This is a genomic window from Streptomyces huiliensis, from assembly GCF_020037025.1.
GTDB lineage: Bacteria > Actinomycetota > Actinomycetes > Streptomycetales > Streptomycetaceae > Streptomyces > Streptomyces huiliensis.
The window spans coordinates 22879-40716 of the sequence record NZ_JAIQLH010000114.1; the positions used below are offsets into that span (position 1 = coordinate 22879).

Here is a 17838-nt window from a genome sequence, read left to right on the forward strand (position 1 = left end):
TTGGCTGTATGACGGGTGCACCGGGCAAGGAGCCCACGACGGCCACAACCTCCGACGGAACGTCCCACCGCATCGTGACAGGGACCGCACGCCGGTCCCCTTCCCCTTGGCCGCGGCGGCTCCTCGCCCTCGGCCTGGTGCTGGCGGCCGTCAACCTCCGGCCCACCATCACCAGTCTCGGCTCCCTGATGGAGGAGGTTCGCGACGGACTCGGCATGAGCGGCACCGTCGCCGGACTGCTCACCTCCATCCCCTCCCTCTGCTTCGCCCTCCTCGGCCCCGCCGCCCCTCGGCTGGCCCGCCGCCGGGGCCCGGCGGCCGTCGTCTGCGCCGGGCTCGTCACCGTCGCCGTCGGCCTGGCGCTGCGTCCGTTCGCGGGCGGGGTCGTGGGGTTCCTGCTGCTCAGCGCGGTGGCGCTGGCCGGGATCGCGGTGGGCAACGTGCTGATGCCGGTCGTGGTCAAGCGCTGGTTCCCGGACCGCGTCGGCCCGATGACCGGCCTGTACTCGATGGCCCTCACCGGCGGCGCGGCCGTCACCGCGGCCGGCACGGTGCCGCTGGCGGACGCGATGGGCGGCGGCTGGCGGCCGGGCCTCGCCGTGTGGGCGCTGCTCGCCCTGGCCGCCGCGCTCGCCTGGGCGGCCATCGCCCGCCGGCCGGGGGAACGGCCGGGAGGCACCGCGCAGGCGGACGAGAGCACCGGACGAGACGACGCCGGACGAGACGGCAGAGCCGCCACAGACACCACCACCGACACCGCCGCCACCACCACCGCAACCCCGCGCATCACCAGCAGCCCCACCGCCTGGGCCATGGCCGTCTTCTTCGGTCTCCAGGCCACCGGCGCGTACATCACCATGGGCTGGATGCCCCAGATCTTCCGTGACGCGGGCGTCTCGGCCTCGACCGCCGGGCTGCTGGCGGCGGTGACGATGCTGATGGGCGTTCCGTTCTCCTTCCTGCTGCCCCGCCTCGCGGCCCGGATGCGGACCCAGGGTCCCCTGGTGGTGGCCCTGGTGGTGTGCGGTCTGGTGGGGTACGCGGGGCTGTGGCTCGCCCCGGTGGGCGGCTCCTGGGCCTGGGCGGTGCTGCTCGGCATCGCCAACAGCTCCTTCCCGCTGGCCCTGACGATGATCGGGATGCGCGCGCGGACCGGCGGCGGCGTCGTCCGGCTGTCCGCGTTCGCGCAGAGCGTCGGATACCTGATCTCCATTCCCGGCCCGCTGCTGGTCGGCCGGCTGTACCAGCAGACGGGCGGCTGGGGCCTGCCGATCGCGCTGCTTGCCGCGCTGATGGTGCCGCAGGCCGTCGCGGGGGTGCTGGCCGGCCGGAACAGGAGCGTGGAGGACGAGTTCCGGGCCCGCTGAGCCGAGCGCCGACCCCGGTGTCCAGCCGGGGGCGGGGGCTGCGACACTGGTCCCATGCCCGTCCTCGAACCCAACCCCCAGAACGGTCAGAAGAAGCTTCTGACCATCCTCGGCGCGATGCTCGGCATCACCGTCGTCATCGGCATCATCGCCACCTTCGCCGCCGGCTGACGGTCGGTTGGTCGCAGCCCCGGCCCACCCGGCTGCCCACCCGGCCCACCCGCGAACGACGTCCTCGGGGGTGGGGTTAACCCCCGTCCCCTAGGGGGTGTACCTCCGGGAAGAGTGGGTGGCTTTCCGGATGGGATCTCAGGGGTCCCGCTCCGTAGATTCGTAGTGCACCGCGACGCGGCGGTGCACCGGACCCACGGAGGGGATCATGCTCGCCGGCAGGCACACCCGTACCCGAGGCACCACGCGGACCAGCCTTCCGTGGTGGGCCGCGGCCCTGCCCGCCCTGGCCTTCACCGCGCTCTTCGTCCTGCTGGCCGTTCCCGTCCCGGAGGCGTCCGCGGCCCCGGCGGCGGACGGCGACCGGGTGGCCGGGCCGAGCCCCGTCGCCCAGGTCGTCCGCGTCGCCCGGGACACCCTGGACCGCTGGATACCCTGAAGCGTTACCCCGAGGAGGGCAAGCCTCCCAACACCCCGAGCCTCGCGGCTGGTTTCATGCGAAGCTGGACGGCATGAGCGCCGACATGACCCGCAGGATCGTCCTCTTCCGCCACGCCAAGGCCGAATGGTCCGACGTCGACGACCACGAGCGACCGCTCGCCGACCGCGGGCGCAAGGACGCTCCCGTCGCGGGCCGCTGGCTCGCCGGCTCGGGTGTCGTCCCCGACCTGGCCCTGTGCTCGACAGCGGCCCGCACCCGCGAGACCTGGAAGCTCGCCGTCCCCGAGCTTCCCCAGCGCCCCCGGACGGTGTACGAGGAGCGGCTCTACGAGGCCTCGCTCGGTGAGCTGATCGCCCTGCTCAACGAGGTGTCCGACGAGGTGGGCGACGTGATCGTCGTGGGCCACAACCCGGGCATGCACGCCCTGGCGGACGCCCTGTCGGGCGAGGCCGAGGGAGACCTGCTGGCCCGGATGAACCGTTCGGGGTACCCCACCTCGGCCATCGCGGTGATCACCTTCACCGGTTCCTGGAAGAGCGTCGAACACGGGGTCGGCCGGCTGGTCGCCTTCTGGGCGCCGCACGCCTGACGAGCACCTGGCAAGCGACTGCCAAGCGACTGGCAAGCAACCGGCAAGCACCTGGCGCGCGCCGGGGGAGCGGACGGGTGACGCCGCGCGGCGTCACTCGTGCGTGTTCGCCGCCTCGACCTCTTCACGGGTGACGCCCAGCAGATACAGCACGGTGTCCAGGAACGGCACGTTCACCGCCGTATGGGCCGCCTCGCGCACCACCGGCTTGGCGTTGAACGCCACGCCGAGACCGGCCGCGTTGAGCATGTCGAGGTCGTTGGCGCCGTCGCCGATCGCCACCGTCTGGGCGAGCGGCACCCCGGCCTCGGCGGCGAACCGGCGCAGCAGCCGCGCCTTGCCCGCCCGGTCGACGATCTCGCCGGTGACCCGGCCGGTCAGGCTGCCGTCCACGATCTCCAGGGTGTTGGCCGAGGCGAAGTCGAGCCCCAGCCGCTCCCGCAGGTCGTCCGTGACCTGGGTGAACCCGCCGGACACCACGCCCACCTGGAAGCCCAGCCGCTTCAGGGTGCGGATCAGCGTCCGGGCGCCCGGCGTGAGCCGGACCTCCGCGCGCACCTTGTCCACCACCGACTCGGGCAGCCCCTTCAGGAGCGCCACCCGCGCGTGCAACGACTGTTCGAAGTCCAGCTCGCCCCGCATCGCCCGGGCGGTCACCTCGGCCACCTCGGCCTCGCAGCCCGCGTGGGCCGCGAACAGCTCGATGACCTCGTCCTGGATGAGCGTCGAGTCGACGTCCATCACCACGAGGCGCTGTGCCCGCCGCTGCAGACCGGCCGCCACGACGGCCACGTCCACCCCGAGCTTCGCGGCCTCTATCGCCAGCGCGGTGCGCAGCTCCTCCGTCCCGGCGCCCGAGACCGCGAACTCCACCGCCGTCACGGGATACTTGGCGAGGCGGAAGATACGGTCGATGTTGCCGCCGGTGCCGGTGATGCGGGCCGCGATGGCGGCCGCGGACTCCGCGGTGAGCGGGTGCCCCAGCACCGTGACGTGGGAACGGCCCGTGCCGCGCGGCCTGTTGTCGCCCCGGCCCGAGATGATCTCCGTCTGGAGATGCATGGACTCGGCCCAGCTGTGCACCGTCGCCCGCAGCGCGCCTTCGGCGGCGGCGCCTCCGGCGGGCGCGGTGACCAGCGCGCACAGGGTGATCCGGCCCCGGGTGACGACCTGTTCGATGTCCACGACGTCGACCGCGTAGGCGGCGAGCGTGTCGAAGAGGCCGGCGGTGATGCCCGGCCGGTCCTTTCCGAAGATCTTGACGAGGAGAGTGGGCACGTCGTCACCGGCGGCGGGGGTGACGGGCGGGGGCAACGGTGCGCTCATGGTCCCTCTACCGTATCCGGTGCGCCGGAGGCGGTCGCAGGGGGAGGCGGACAGCGGGGTGACTGTTCACCGCGCGGCTACCGCCGCGGCGGCCGCCCGTCCGGCCCCGGCCACCCCCGGGGTGCGGGAGGCGGAGGAGGCGGCGGGGGCGGGGTCCCGTACGGACGGCGGGGACGCTCCGGCGGCGGCCCGGCGGGCCGGGGCGCGCCCCGCGAGCCGGAAGAGGGCCCGGAAGAGGAGCCGGAAGGACCGGCGGAAGAGCCCGGTACGGGACCGGCCGAGGTGGTCGCCGAGGGGTCGACCCGGGAGCCCGCCCCGGATCCCGGCGGCGGACCCGGACGGGGTCCGGGCCGCGGGCGCAGATAGGGATTGGTCTCGTCCCGCGCCGGACGGTAGCCGGGCGACGGCCGATGCGGCCCGGGCACGTCCTCCGCCGCCCCGCCGGCCGGGCTCCCCGACACACCGGGGCGCTCGTGCCCGTACCCCTGCCCCCGCCCTTCCCCGGAACCGCCCCGCCCGTGCCCGTAAGCGGAACCATCGCCCCCGGAACCGCCCCGCCCACGCCCGCCTCCCGGACGCTCCCCCCGCGCGTACCCCGCCGCCCCCCGCCCCGCGGCCCCCGTGGCGCAGGCGAGCAGCCCGCCCGCCGTCCCGGCCGCCAGGCCCCACGCCGCGCCCAGCACCGCCGCGAGGAACCCGTTCCCCCGCAGGTCGAGCCCGGCGCCCACGGCGTCGACGCCCAGCACCGACAGCCCGGCGTCCACCCGCACCCGCGTCGCCAGCGCCAGCAGCGGCAGCGCCACGGCCGTCACCGCGCCCAGCGCGAGGCCGCACCCGCCCGCGTACGCAACCGCGCTCCGCGCCCCCCGCGGCGTCCGGACCGTGGTGACGACCCCGGCCAGCAGCAGGGCCACCGCGCAGGCGACCGCCAGCAGCCACACCCGCCCGTCGTACTCGGCCAGCCGGGCCACCGTGACCGGCCGGTCGGTGCCCGCGGCCAGCAGGTCGTCCAGCGGATCCGGCAGCACCTTCGTCAGCGTTCCCTCGGCCCGGCCGTGCCAGGGGACGAAGAGGCCGAGGGGCAGCCCGAGCCACACCCCGTTCGGTGCCCCGAGCAGCGCGCCGCCGGCCACCCGCCGGGGATGGTCGTCACCGGCCGCCGCGACCAGCGCCGCGGCCCAGCCCGCGGCGACGGCCAGCACGAGGACCGCGCACAGCGCCGACGCCGCCGGCCGCACGGTCCGGTGCAGGGCGCCGGCGCCGCGCGGCAGCGGAGCCCGGCGCGCGACGAGCACCGCGACCAGCAGCACCGCCGCCACCCAGACCGCGCCGCCGAGCAGGGAGGGCCCGGTCCGTACCGAGAAGCCGACGTCCGCCTTGGCGCGGGCGAGCCCGGCCAGCCGGTCGGCGAGGCCGCCGCCGATGTCCCCGATGTCGCCGACGCCGGGAATCTCCAGTTTCGGAAGCTTGGGACCGCTGTCCACCGCGTCGCCGAGCCCGAGTCCTTCCCCCTGGAAGGTGAGGGTGGAGGAGCCGGCCCAGGCCAGCCCGCCGAGCAGCAGCAGGAACACCGCGGCCACCGCCCCCGCGCGGACGGCGAGTTCGCGGCCGCCGACCACCGGCCCCGCCGCCCGCAGCGACCGGGCGAACGACCAGCCGAGCACGAGGGCGCCCACCAGGCTCACCCCCAGCGGCGTCAGCTCGATGGCGGTGTGCGCGTCGGCGCCCCGGATGCCGAACGCCTCCAGCGCCCCCGACGGCGATACGGATCCGCCGACCGCGAGCACGGTCACCGCGGCCGTCATCGGCCCCAGCTCCCCGGCCGCGTCCGCGCCCAGGAGGTGCAGCCCCAGGGCCGCCACCCCCGCCATGGCCAGGAACGCCCAGCCCACCCCCGCCACCGCGAAGACGATCATGCGGACGCCCGGCGCCGGACGCCGTTCCCTGGTGATGGTCATCACGGCCCCCCGGTCCGTCCCCGCCCCGGCCCCCGGCCCCGGGAGTGAGTGACTCCCGGGCGGCCGTGGGTGATTACCACTCTCCGGTGGTGTTTCCGGCCCGTCAACGGCGCCCGGAAAGCGGGGGGCGCCAGTCCCCGACTTTCGATCGGGGACTGTGCCTGAAATAGTTCCTCCCGATGTTCGCCATCCCTAGACTCCCTGTGCAGGGGGTACATCGGGGGACAAGTAGTGGGGCATGGAGTGCCTGAACTCGTACTGGAATTGAATGGACAGACCTGGACGCTCGACCCGTCCCGGTCGTACACCCTCGGACGCGATCCGCAGGGCGACATGGTGCTGGAGGACGCCAGGGTCTCGTGGCGCCATGCCATCGTCCGCTGGAACGGGCGCAGTTGGGTGCTCGAGGACCAGGGCAGCACCAACGGCACCTATGCCCAGGGGCAGCGGGTCCACCAGGTGGAGATCGGCCCCGGCTCGGTCGTCCACCTGGGCAACGCGACCGACGGCCCGCGGCTGAGCGCCGCCGGTGCCGGTGCCGCGCCCGCCGGTGACCTGTACAGCGCGCAGACCGCGTTGGCGGCCCAGCCGGGCCACGCGGCGCCGGCGCCGCAGCAGCAGGCCCCGGGCATGTGGCAGCAGCCCCCGCAGGGCGGACCCCAGCAGTACCAGCAGCAGCCGCAGTACCAACAGCCCCACGGCGGCTGGCAGCAGCCGCAGGCCGCCCAGGCGCCCTGGCAACAAGCGCAGCAGGCCCAGCAAGCACAGCAGCCGGGACAGGCGGGGCACGCCCAGCAGGCACAGCACGCCCCGCACGCGCAGCAGCCGCCGCAGCAGGCCCAGCCGCACATCCCGCACCAGGCGTCCTCGCCGGAGCGGGGCCGGCCGTCGCAGGGCGGGGCCGCCGGCGCGTCACCCGTCCACGGCGACCGCAGCCCGACCACGTTCCACCAGCTCGCCCAGGGCCGCGTGATGCGCATCGGTCGTGCCCTGGAGAACGAGCTGGTCGTCGCCGACCTCCAGGTCTCCCGGTACCACGCCGAGTTCCGGGCCACCCCCGACGGCCGGTTCGAGATCGTCGACCTGGGCAGCCACAACGGCACCTACGTCAACGGTCAGCCGGTCCGCCAGCAGGTCATCGGCCCCCAGGACATCGTCGGCGTCGGTCACTCCACGTTCCGGCTCGTCGGCGACCGGCTGGAGGAGTTCGTCGACACCGGCGACGTCTCCTTCTCGGCCCGCCACCTGACCGTCACCGTGGACGGCGGCAAGCAGATCCTCAAGGACGTCTCCTTCGGCGTCCCCGAGAAGTCGCTGATCGCCGTCATCGGCCCGTCGGGCTCCGGCAAGTCCACCCTGCTCAAGGCGCTGACCGGTTACCGGCCGGCCAACCAGGGTGACGTCCTCTACGACAACCGGAACCTGTACAAGCAGTTCGCCGAGCTGCGGCAGCGCATCGGTCTGGTCCCGCAGGACGACATCCTGCACAAGGAGCTCACCGTCCGGAAGGCGCTCCGGTACGCGGCCAAGCTCCGCTTCCCCGGCGACACCGCGCCCGCCGAGCGCGAGGCCCGCATCGACGAGGTCCTCCGCGAGCTCAAGCTCGACGTCCACAAGGACAAGAAGGTCACCTCCCTCTCCGGCGGCCAGCGCAAGCGCGTCTCCGTCGCCCTGGAGCTGCTGACCAAGCCGTCGCTGATCTTCCTGGACGAGCCCACCTCGGGCCTCGACCCGGGCATGGACCGCGACGTGATGCAGCTGCTGCGCGGCCTCGCCGACGACGGCCGTACGGTCCTGGTGGTCACCCACTCCGTTGCCGAGCTGGCCCTCTGCGACAAGCTGCTGGTCATGGCGCCCGGCGGCTCCGTCGCCTACTTCGGCCCGCCGGAGGAGGCGCTCAACTTCTTCGGCTACGAGACCTGGGCGGACGTCTTCTCGGCGTTCGAGAACTACCGCGACTACGACTGGGCGGGCCGCTGGAAGGGCTCGCAGCACTACCAGATGTACGCCGCGGACATCGACGCAGTCGCCCCGCAGTCGGTGCACGTCCAGCCGCAGATGGTCCGGCCGCCCAAGGCCCAGAGCTGGGGCTCCCAGCTCTGGACGCTGATGCGCCGCTACATCTCGGTCATCGCCTCCGACCGTGGCTTCATGGGCCTGATGCTCATCCTGCCCGCCGTCCTCGGCGGCGTGAGCTGTGTGATCCCGTCCGACTACGGGCTCTCGGCGCCGCCCAAGGGTCACAACCAGGACGCCGGCACGATCATGCTGATCCTCGCGGTCGGCATGTGCTTCTCCGGAGCCGCCAACTCCGTCCGTGAGCTCATCAAGGAACGGGTGATCTACGAACGGGAACGGGCGGTCGGCCTCTCCCGGTCCGCCTACCTGATGTCCAAGGTCATCGTGCTGGGCGCGATCACCGCGCTGCAGGGCGTGATCATCTGCGCCATCGGCTTCTCCGTCCGGAAGCTGCCCACCGAGGGCCTGATCCTCAAGGCGCTCCCGGCCGCCGAGCTCTGCCTGGTGATCATCGCGCTGGGCTTCACGTCCATGATGATCGGCCTGGTGATCTCCTCCCTGGTGAAGACCGCGGAGAAGACCATGCCGCTGCTGGTCATGTTCGCGATCGTCCAGGTCGTCTTCACCGGCATCATGTTCAAGGTCTACGACGCCCCGGGCGTCGAGCAGGTCGCCTGGCTGATGCCCTCCCGCTGGGCCATCGGCGCCGCGGGTGCCACGCTCGACCTCTCCCACCTCATGGCGCCCTTCGACAAGAACAACCCGACCAACCTCGACCCGCTCTGGGCACACACGGTCGGCCAGTGGGGCATCGACCTGTTCGTCCTCCTGGCACTCGGCGTCGCCTGCGGCTTCGTGGTCGCCCGACTGCTCCGCCGGCACGAGCCCGAGGTCATGCGGAAGTAACGCGAAAGGCCGTCAGAAACAGCGGCGAATACAGCTGCGAATCGGCGGCGAAAACAGAAAACCCCGTCGGGAATTGCGACGGCAAAAGGGCGGTGACACCCGGGAAACCGGATGTCACCGCCCTTTTCGCAGGACGCGCAGGACGCGCAGGACGCGCAGGACGTCGCCCGTCGGCTCAGTAGGCCGAGTTGACGTTGTCCATCGAGCCGTAGACCGCGGCCGCGTAGTTGCAGGCGGCGGTGATGTTGGCGACCGGGTCGTAGATGTCCCAGGAGGTGCCGTCGACGTGGTACGCCTTGAAGGTCGGGTCGATCACCTGGAGCAGACCCTTGGACGGGGTGCCGGCGACGGCGTTCGAGTCCCAGTTGTTGATGGCCATCGGGTTGCCCGTCGACTCCCGCATGATGTTGCGGTAGATGCCGTCGTAGCTGCCCGGGATGCCCTTGGCCTTCATGATGTCCAGGGCCTCGCGGATCCAGCCGTCGAGGTTGTTCGCGTAGGTCTTCGGGGCCGGAGCGGCGGGCTTGGCGGGCGCGGCGGGCGCGGCCTTGACCGGCTGGCGCGCGGCGGACCGGCTCGCGGCCTCCTTCTCGGCGCGCTCCTTCTCGGCCTTGGCCTTCGCCTCGGCGGCGGCCTTCTTCTTGGCCTCGGCCTCGGCGCGGGCCCGGCCGGCGGCGGTGTCCGACTGCTTCACCAGCTCGTCGCGCTGGGACTCGGTGTCGAACGCCTTGGCGTTCCACGCGACGGGCTTCACGCCGATCGCCTGCTGCTCACCCTCGGCGGAGCCGCTCGGGACGACGGCGAACGCCAGCGCCGCCACGCCGGCCGCGGCGATGCCCGCGGCGGAGAACTTGTGGACCTTGGTGAGACGGCTATAGCCGGAGACGGTGGAGCGCATGACTGTGCTGAACCTCTTCCAATCGCGTGGGTCGCAGTGGCCCGGATCGGCGCGGATGAAGCGCCGTGTCTCGATCTACGGCGCCCTGCGACGGGGCAATTGTTAGCGGCTGCAAAATGCGCTGGCAAAGGTGTGACGTACTATCCGGCTTCGTTGCCGGACGCTCCGGTGCGGGGTGCCCGACGGCACCCCGCACCCGCTCAGCCCGCCTTTTACGACGGTTTTACACATCCACTACCGCATGTCGTAGGTGATGTGCGCCCTATGCGCGGCGTCACACCGAGCAGCGTCCGCTCACACTCGGTGTAACCGCCTCCACACGGTGTGTACGGCGTTTTCGGAAGCCGTTCCCGAGACCCTCCTGCCCAGCCGGTCGGAGCCCAACCGGAACCCGCGGTCAGAGCTCGACCAGGACCTGGTCGAGGCTCTTCCGCACCAGGTCGGGCACCTGGCAGTCGTCCGCCGGATAGCCCACCGGGACCACCGCGAACGCCTTCTCGTTCACCGGCCGCCCCAGTACCTCCCCCAGGAACCGCATCGGACTCGGCGTGTGCACCAGCGCCGCCAGCCCCGACAGGTGCAGCGCCGACAGCAGCATCCCGACGGCGATGCCCACCGACTCGTCCACGTAGTAGTGCTTGCGCCGCTCCCCGTCCGGCCCCAGCCAGTACCGCTGCTGGAAGACCACGATCAGCGCCGGCGCGTCCGTCAGGTGCGGCTTCACCTCGTCCGTGCCCAGCGGCCGCAGCGCCGCCAGCCACTCCTCGCCGAGCCGCCCGGCGTACGAGACGCGCTCCTCCTCCTCGGCCGCCGCCCGGATCCGCGCCCGTATCTCCGGATCCTTGACCAGGACGAACGTCCACGGCTGCTGGTGCGCCCCGGACGGCGCCGTGGCCGCGCACGCGATCGCGTCGCGCACCACGCGGTCCGGCACCGGGTCGGCGGAGAACCGGCGCACGGTCCTGCGGTCCGCCATCCGCTCCCGCAGCTCCGCGGCGCGGGCGAGCGACTCCTCGGCGGGCATCCGCGCGGGCCGGTACGGGACCGGCCGGTAGGGATCGCCATGGGTGGGTGTCCACTGCACAGAGGTCGACATGGTCCGAGTCTGGCGCCGGCAGGGCCCTCCGGCCTAGGGCGCGGGGCCTAACGACCGGCCCACCGGCGGCCGATCCGCCGGCCGATCACCGCTGGGTACGGTGGGCCGCATGAGCCAAGGCCCCCGCTCCGGCCTGCCCGCCGTGAGCACCGCGATCCTCGCGATGAGCAGACACCTGGAAGTCCGCGACGTCCTCAAGACCATCGTCGTCTCCGCCCGCGAGCTGCTCGGCGCCCGGTACGCCGCCCTCGGGGTGCCGGACGACCACGGCGGCTTCGCCCAGTTCGTCGTCGACGGCGTCAGCGAGGAGGAGTGGAAGGCCATCGGCCCGCTGCCCCGCCAGCACGGCATCCTCGCCGCGATGCTCCAGGAGAAGGCGCCGCAGCGGCTGCCCGACGTCCGGCAGGACCCGCGCTTCGGCGGCTGGCCCGACGCCCACCCCGACATGTCCGACTTCATCGGCATGCCGATCGCCGACGGCGACGAGAACCTCGGCGTCCTCTTCCTCGCCAACAAGGTCGACAAGGAGGGGAAGCGGAAGTGCCCCCCGGGCGGCTGCGCCTTCACCGACGAGGACGAGGAGCTCCTCTCCGTCCTCGCCCAGCACGCCGCCATCGCCCTGACCAACGCCCGGCTCTACGAGCGCAGCCGCGAGCTGACCATCGCCGGGGAGCGCGCCCGCCTCGCCCACGAGCTGCACGACGCCGTGGCGCAGAAGCTGTTCTCCCTGCGCCTCACCGCCCAGGCCGCCACCGCCCTGGTGGACCGCGACCCGGCCCGCGCCAAGGACGAGCTCCAGCAGGTCGCCCGGCTCGCCGCCGAGGCCACCGACGAGCTGCGCGCCGCCGTCGTCGAGCTGCGCCCGGCCGGCCTCGACGAGGACGGGCTCGTCGCCACCCTGCGCACCCAGGTCAAGGTGCTCGACCGGGCGCACGCCGCGCACGTCTCCTTCGCCTCGCACGGCATGCGGGCCCTCCCGGCCGCCCAGGAGGAGGCGCTGCTGCGGGTCGCCCAGGAGGCGCTGCACAACGCGCTGCGCCACTCCGGCGCCGCGCACGTCGACGTCACCCTGGCCCGGCGCGGGCAGGGCGCCGTGCTGCGGGTGGCCGACGACGGAAGCGGATTCGACCCCTCCGCGGTCCGGCGGGCCGGCCGGCATCTCGGCCTGGTCTCCATGCGCGACCGGGCCAACGGGGTCGGCGGCAGGCTCAACGTGGACTCGGAGCCCGGCGAGGGCACCGCGATCGAGATGGAGGTGCCCGGTGGCTGAAGAGGCCAGGCAGGGGAAACAGGGAGCGGCGAGCGGCCGGACGATCCGGGTGCTGCTGGTCGACGACCACCAGGTGGTCCGCAAGGGGCTGCGCACCTTCCTGGAGGTCCAGGACGACATCGAGGTCGTCGGGGAGGCCGGCGACGGCGCCGAGGGCGTGGCGCGGGCCGAGGAGCTGTGCCCCGACGTGATCCTCATGGACGTGAAGATGCCCGGCACGGACGGCATCGAGGCGCTGCGCAGGCTGCGCGCCCTGGAGAGCCCGGCCCGGGTGCTGGTGGTCACCAGCTTCACCGAGCAGCGCACGGTGATCCCGGCCCTGAAGGCCGGCGCGGCGGGCTACGTGTACAAGGACGTGGACCCGGACGCGCTCGCCGGGGCCATCCGGTCGGTGCACGCGGGGCACGTCCTCCTCCAGTCCGAGGTGGCGGGGGCGCTGCTGGCGCAGGACGACACGGGCGGCTCGCAGGGCCGGGGCAACGCGCTGACCGAGCGGGAGCGGGAGGTCCTCGCCCTGATCGCCGACGGCCGGTCCAACCGGGAGATCGCGCGGGCGCTCGTGCTGTCGGAGAAGACGGTCAAGACGCACGTCTCCAACATCCTGATGAAGCTCGACCTCGCCGACCGCACGCAGGCGGCGCTGTGGGCGGTCCGGCACGGCATCGGCGACTGACCGGGCCGTCCGGGGCGGGCCGCCGCAGGCTCCGCGCCGTCCGGGACCGCCGTCAGCGGGAACGTCTCCTTCCGATCACCGATTCATGCGGTCGTGTGATTGTCGGGATACCCCAGAAACCCGATCGGCGGCGGCCCGTTCTTGATGACGTAGCCGCGGCGGATGGCCGCGGCAGCGTTTTCAGGAAGGTCAGAGGAAAAGTGAAGAACATGAAGAAGGCCGCTGCCGTCACGATCGCGGCCGGCGGTCTCGCCCTCGCCGGTGCCGGCATCGCGTCGGCCCACGGGGGAGCCCCGGCTGCCGCCGCCATCGCCAAGAACAGCCCCGGCGTCGTCTCCGGCAACGTCGTCCAGGTGCCGGTCACCATCCCGGTGAACCTGTGCAGCAACACGGTCAACGTGATCGGCTCGATGAACCCGACCCACGGCAACGTGTGCGTCAACGAGTAGCCAACGCGTAACGGACGGCGCCGCGTCGGCGCTTCCGGACGGTCGGCCCCGCCCCGGCGGGGTCGGCTTTGGAGGGCGATCAATCGTCCGAATGAGGGCAAACTCCGCGAACGGCGTGCCGTCGGCGGAGTGGTGACGTTCATCAGGGCGCGACTCCGTCACCGGGGCCGCGAGGTCACCAGCAAAGGAAGACACCCATGAACAGTGCCAAAAAGGCCGCCTTCGTTCTGGCCGCGGCAGGCGTAGCCGTCGGCGCTTCCGTCGGCACCGCCACCGCGCACGACGGTGCCACCGCCACCGGAGTCGCCAAGGGCTCGCCCGGTGTCATCTCGGGCAACAACATCCAGATCCCCCTGGACGTCCCGATCAACATCTGCGGCAACACGGTCGACATCCTGCTCGGGCTCCTGAACCCGACGTTCGGGAACGTCTGCGTCGTCAAGTGACGCTCCGGAAGGCCCCGCGGACCACACGGCTCGCGGGGCCTCCCGCTGTCCGGGCCAGGGCCGCCCCGGCTACGGCCGGTCCCGCTCCCGCCGCTCCACCGGCGCGTTGTACGCCGCCACCTGCGCCCGCCGGGCCGTCCGCTCCACCGGCCGCAGGGCCGCCGCCCGGGCCGCGATCTCCGACGCGCTCATCGCACCGCCGTGCTCGTGGCTCCCGGCGTCCCCCGTCCCGTACGCCAGGGCGATCAGCGCGCCCACCCGCCGCGCCAGTTCCAGCACCCGTGCGGCGCGCGGCGGATATCCGGGGGCCAGGATCGCGCGGTCCCGTTCGGCCCGCGCCCGGTAGGCCTCCAGCGCGGCCCGGGCCACCGGGCCCGATCCCGCCACGTCGAGCCGCGTCAGCACCTCGGTCGCCTCGCGCAGCGCCTCGGCCAGCTCCCGCTCCGCCTCGCCGAGCGACGGCACGTCGGCGGGCGGCGCGTCGCGCACCGGCGAGCAGCGCCAGACGACCTCCACGTGCCGGTCGGCGGCGTCCGGCCCGGACCCGGCCGCCCGCACCTCGGGCACCAGCCCCAGGCCCGCCTCCGGGGCGAGGACGGCCTCCTCCGCCTCCATGGCGAGCGCGTTGAACTCCGGCGGCCCGCTCAGGCCCAGCGGATGACCCGGCGCGGGCAGCGCCAGCCGCAGCCCCGTGGCCCCCAGCGCGCGCAGCCGACCCAGTGCCAGGGTCAGGCCCACCGGGCCGGATTCGCCCGGCAGACCGGTCACCCGGTGGACCGCGTCACTCCCCGTGATGTGATGGGCGGCGTCATCAGGTGAGACATAACCGGCAAGAAGGGCATTTCCCCAGGCAGTGAGGCGCCCCGATCGATGTTCGTCGAGCATGGGCCCCAGCCTAGGGACCGGCGGTGACGGCCGGTGGCGTAGGTTTTCCCTGGGGGCTGCGCCGACAGGCGCCAGCGACGACGAACTGCAATGGGAGACAACGCGCTCATGAGCGATGTGCTGGAACTGGTGGACGTATCCGTGGTCCGCGAGGGCCGGGCTCTGGTGGACCAGGTCTCCTGGTCGGTTAAGGAGGGGGAGCGCTGGGTCATCCTCGGCCCCAACGGCGCGGGCAAGACGACCCTCCTCAATGTCGCCTCCAGCTACCTGTTCCCGACCAAGGGCACCGCCCGCATCCTCGGCGAGAAGCTCGGCGCCGTGGACGTCTTCGAGCTGCGCCCGCGCATCGGCATCGCCGGCAACGGCCTCGCCGACAAGCTGCCGCGCAGCCAGACCGTCCTGCAGACGGTGCTCACCGCCGCCTACGGCATGACGGCCACCTGGCACGAGGACTACGAGTCCGTGGACGAGCAGCGCGCCCGCGCCTTCCTCGACGTGCTCGGCATGACCGAGTACCTGGACCGCAAGTTCGGCACCCTCTCCGAGGGCGAGCGCAAGCGCACCCTGATCGCCCGCGCGATGATGATCGACCCCGAGCTGCTGATGCTCGACGAGCCCGCCGCGGGCCTCGACCTCGGCGGGCGCGAGGACCTGGTGCGCCGCCTCGGCCGGCTCGCCCGCGACCCGCTCGCGCCCTCCATGATCATGGTCACCCACCACGTCGAGGAGATCGCCCCCGGCTTCACCCACGTCCTGATGATCCGTCAGGGCAAGGTGCTCGCCGCCGGCCCCATCGAGCTCGAACTCACCTCCCGCAACCTCTCGAAGTGCTTCGGCCTCCCGCTGGTCGTCGAGAGCCGCGGCGACCGCTGGACCGCCCACGGCCTGCCGCTCTCCTGAACCCCGCCGGCCGCCCGGCCGGAACGCCGGTCCCCCCTCCCGGGGGACCGAGGAGCCCTGTCGGTGACCCCGTCCACGCGCCTACCATGACCATGTGAACACATGGGCGTGGTGGCTCGTGGCCGCCGTCGGTCTGGGCATCCCCCTGGTCGTCACCGCGATGCCGGAGTTCGGCATGCTGGCGATCGGGGCCGTCGCCGCTTCCGTCACCGACGCCCTCGGGGGCGGCACGGTGCTGCAGTTCGTCGTCTTCGCCATAGTCTCCGTCGCCCTGATCGCCGTGGTCCGGCCGATCGCCAACCGGCAGCGCGCCGGACGCCCCACCCTCGCCTCGGGCGTGGACGCCCTCAAGGGGCGCCAAGCCGTCGTCCTGGAACGGGTGGACGGCCAGGGCGGACGCATCAAGCTGGCGGGCGAGATCTGGTCGGCCCGCTCCCTGGACGGCGACCGGACCTTCGAAGTGGGGCAGCAGGTGGACGTCGTCGACATCGACGGCGCGACGGCGGTGGTGATGTGAGACGGCCGACCGGCGAGTCCGCGGAGCGCGCCCCCAGGGCAACGGCCGTACGGGCGGGGGCCGTACGGCGGGCGGCGGCCGTCCGCGGTGGAGGGGGAGCGGTGATGTGACGGATCCCGGCCCGGCGCCTGCACGGCACCGCCGGTTCTGACAGACTCCCTCAACACCCGGATCCCGTCCGAGCGACGGCCGGCCGACCCACGAGAAAGGCACGAGGAGCCACGACATGGCGATCATCATCGTCCTGATCATCCTGGTGGTGCTCGTCTTCATCGCCCTCATGAAGACGGTGCAGGTCATCCCACAGGCCAGCGCCGCCATCGTCGAGCGCTTCGGCCGCTACACCCGCACGCTCAACGCCGGCCTCAACATCGTCGTCCCGTTCATCGACTCGATCCGCAACCGCATCGACCTCCGCGAACAGGTCGTCCCCTTCCCGCCGCAGCCCGTCATCACCCAGGACAACCTCGTCGTCAACATCGACACCGTCATCTACTACCAGGTGACCGACGCGCGCGCCGCGACCTACGAGGTGTCCAGCTTCATCCAGGCCATCGAGCAGCTCACCGTCACCACCCTCCGCAACATCATCGGCGGCATGGACCTGGAACGGACCCTCACCTCCCGCGAGGAGATCAACGCGGCGCTGCGCGGCGTCCTCGACGAGGCGACCGGCAAGTGGGGCATCCGCGTCAACCGCGTCGAGCTCAAGGCCATCGAACCGCCCACCTCCATCCAGGACTCGATGGAGAAGCAGATGCGCGCCGACCGGGACAAGCGCGCCGCCATCCTCACCGCCGAGGGCATCCGCCAGTCCCAGATCCTCACCGCCGAGGGCGAGAAGCAGTCCGCGATCCTCCGCGCCGAGGGCGAGGCCAAGGCCGCCGCGCTCCGCGCCGAGGGCGAGGCCCAGGCGATCCGCACGGTCTTCGAGTCCATCCACGCCGGCGACCCCGACGAGAAGCTGCTCTCCTACCAGTACCTCCAGATGCTCCCGAAGATCGCCGAAGGCGACGCCAACAAGCTCTGGATCGTGCCCAGCGAGATCGGCGACGCCCTCAAGGGCCTCAGCGGAGCCGTCGGCAACTTCGGCCCCATGGGCGGCGGCGGTGGCGGCAAGTCCGCCGGCACCAAGGAGAGCCCGCGCCGCGAACGGCCGCCGATCGACTGACGGACGGGACCGCGAGGCCCCAACTCCTCCGCACTGTGATCGATTTACCGACCGGCCGGTCTGGTGCATGATCGGTACGGCCCCCCGACCCCTCACGGCGGGGAGGCGTCTACCGATCCTAAGGAGATGGCCTTGTCCATCTGGGAAGCACTCGCGGTCCTCGCGGCCGGCATAGGAGCCGGCACCATCAACGTCATCGTCGGCTCCGGAACCCTCTTCACCTTCCCGGTGCTCCTCGCCACCGGACTGCCGCCGGTCACCGCCAACGTCTCCAACACCCTCGGCCTCGTCACCGGCAACATCAGCGGCGCCGTCGGCTACCGCCGCGAACTCCGCGACCAGCGCGGCCGGATCGCCCGCTTCGGCCTCGTCGCCCTCGCCGGCGGCCTCACCGGCGCGGCCCTGCTCCTCACCCTGCCGTCGAAGGCCTTCGACGCGATCGTCCCCGCCCTCATCGCCGTCGCGCTGGTCCTCGTCGTCCTCCAGCCCCGCCTCGCCCGCGCCCTCGCCCGCCGCCGCGAACGCACCGGCACCCGGCCGCACGCCGACGGCGGCGTCGCCCTCCTCCTCGGCCTGCTCCTCGCCAGCGCCTACGGCGGCTACTTCGGCGCGGCCCAGGGCGTCCTGTACCTCTCCCTGATGGGCCTGCTCCTCGACGACGACCTGCAGCGCGTCAACGCCCTCAAGAACGTCCTCGGCGTCGTCGTCAACGGCGTCGCCGCCCTCTTCTTCCTCTTCGTCGCCGACATCGACTG

Annotated in this window: 18 protein-coding genes; 13 read left to right on the top strand and 5 right to left on the bottom strand. The window is 72.8% G+C overall.

Going from position 1 to position 17838, the window contains the following annotated elements:
• Positions 1-8 precede the first annotated feature (8 nt).
• From JNW98_RS20605 to JNW98_RS20615, 4 genes are all read left to right on the top strand, one after another.
• Positions 9-1367, top strand: coding sequence for a CynX/NimT family MFS transporter (locus JNW98_RS20605; protein WP_223769743.1), 1359 nt, complete (start codon positions 9-11; stop codon positions 1365-1367).
• A gap of 54 nt (positions 1368-1421) precedes the next feature.
• Positions 1422-1538, top strand: coding sequence for an SGM_5486 family transporter-associated protein (locus JNW98_RS36230; protein ID WP_263421015.1), 117 nt, complete (start codon positions 1422-1424; stop codon positions 1536-1538).
• A gap of 208 nt (positions 1539-1746) precedes the next feature.
• Positions 1747-1977 (top strand): hypothetical protein, encoded by a 231-nt coding sequence (locus tag JNW98_RS20610; protein WP_223769744.1) that lies wholly within the window; start codon positions 1747-1749, stop codon positions 1975-1977.
• Positions 1978-2050: 73 nt separating this feature from the next.
• Positions 2051-2569, top strand: coding sequence for a SixA phosphatase family protein (locus tag JNW98_RS20615; protein ID WP_223769745.1), 519 nt, complete (start codon positions 2051-2053; stop codon positions 2567-2569).
• 93 nt (positions 2570-2662) lie between these two features.
• Here JNW98_RS20615 and serB read toward each other — a convergent pair whose 3' ends face one another.
• Positions 2663-3895, bottom strand: a complete 1233-nt coding sequence (serB, locus tag JNW98_RS20620; RefSeq protein ID WP_223769746.1) for a phosphoserine phosphatase SerB — start codon at positions 3893-3895, stop codon at positions 2663-2665.
• A gap of 77 nt (positions 3896-3972) precedes the next feature.
• On the bottom strand, positions 3973-5853 hold the full coding sequence (locus tag JNW98_RS20625; RefSeq protein ID WP_223769747.1) for a streptophobe family protein: 1881 nt from the start codon (positions 5851-5853) through the stop codon (positions 3973-3975).
• 243 nt (positions 5854-6096) lie between these two features.
• Here JNW98_RS20625 and JNW98_RS20630 point away from each other — a divergent pair, with 243 nt between their 5' ends.
• Positions 6097-8778: an ABC transporter ATP-binding protein/permease gene (locus JNW98_RS20630; RefSeq protein ID WP_443732501.1), complete on the top strand. Its 2682-nt coding sequence runs from the start codon at positions 6097-6099 to the stop codon at positions 8776-8778.
• 175 nt (positions 8779-8953) lie between these two features.
• On the opposite strand, the gene JNW98_RS20635 is transcribed toward JNW98_RS20630, so the two are convergent.
• Both JNW98_RS20635 and JNW98_RS20640 read right to left on the bottom strand, forming a co-directional pair.
• Positions 8954-9676, bottom strand: a complete 723-nt coding sequence (locus tag JNW98_RS20635; protein ID WP_223769749.1) for a transglycosylase SLT domain-containing protein — start codon at positions 9674-9676, stop codon at positions 8954-8956.
• Between the two features lie 397 nt (positions 9677-10073).
• Positions 10074-10772 carry a nitroreductase family protein gene (locus JNW98_RS20640; RefSeq protein WP_223769750.1) on the bottom strand — a complete coding sequence of 233 codons (699 nt, stop codon included), beginning with the start codon at positions 10770-10772 and terminating at the stop codon, positions 10074-10076.
• Between the two features lie 109 nt (positions 10773-10881).
• On the opposite strand from JNW98_RS20640, the gene JNW98_RS20645 reads away from it, so the two are divergent.
• The 4 genes from JNW98_RS20645 (at position 10882) to JNW98_RS20660 (ending at position 13610) form a co-directional block, all read left to right on the top strand.
• Positions 10882-12042, top strand: a complete 1161-nt coding sequence (locus JNW98_RS20645; protein ID WP_223769751.1) for a GAF domain-containing sensor histidine kinase — start codon at positions 10882-10884, stop codon at positions 12040-12042.
• Complete coding sequence (locus tag JNW98_RS20650) at positions 12035-12715, top strand: response regulator (RefSeq protein WP_223769752.1); 681 nt, start codon at positions 12035-12037, stop codon at positions 12713-12715. Before JNW98_RS20645 ends, JNW98_RS20650 begins: the two co-directional genes overlap by 8 nt.
• A gap of 200 nt (positions 12716-12915) precedes the next feature.
• Positions 12916-13164, top strand: a complete 249-nt coding sequence (locus JNW98_RS20655) for a chaplin (RefSeq protein WP_223769753.1) — start codon at positions 12916-12918, stop codon at positions 13162-13164.
• Between the two features lie 197 nt (positions 13165-13361).
• A complete protein-coding gene (locus JNW98_RS20660; RefSeq protein ID WP_223769754.1) occupies positions 13362-13610 on the top strand; it encodes a chaplin in 249 nt (82 codons plus the stop codon).
• Positions 13611-13679: 69 nt separating this feature from the next.
• Here JNW98_RS20660 and JNW98_RS20665 read toward each other — a convergent pair whose 3' ends face one another.
• A complete protein-coding gene (locus JNW98_RS20665; protein ID WP_223769755.1) occupies positions 13680-14495 on the bottom strand; it encodes an Rv1486c family protein in 816 nt (271 codons plus the stop codon).
• A 90-nt stretch (positions 14496-14585) separates the two neighbouring features.
• Here JNW98_RS20665 and JNW98_RS20670 point away from each other — a divergent pair, with 90 nt between their 5' ends.
• From JNW98_RS20670 to JNW98_RS20685, 4 genes are all read left to right on the top strand, one after another.
• Positions 14586-15395: an ABC transporter ATP-binding protein gene (locus JNW98_RS20670; protein WP_223769756.1), complete on the top strand. Its 810-nt coding sequence runs from the start codon at positions 14586-14588 to the stop codon at positions 15393-15395.
• 94 nt (positions 15396-15489) lie between these two features.
• Entirely contained in the window at positions 15490-15912 is a 423-nt protein-coding gene (locus JNW98_RS20675; RefSeq protein ID WP_223769757.1) for an NfeD family protein, read from the top strand.
• A gap of 226 nt (positions 15913-16138) precedes the next feature.
• On the top strand, positions 16139-17083 hold the full coding sequence (locus JNW98_RS20680) for an SPFH domain-containing protein (protein WP_223769758.1): 945 nt from the start codon (positions 16139-16141) through the stop codon (positions 17081-17083).
• A gap of 132 nt (positions 17084-17215) precedes the next feature.
• Positions 17216-17838 (top strand): sulfite exporter TauE/SafE family protein (locus JNW98_RS20685; RefSeq protein ID WP_223769759.1); only part of this gene is annotated, 623 nt, incomplete at its 3' end.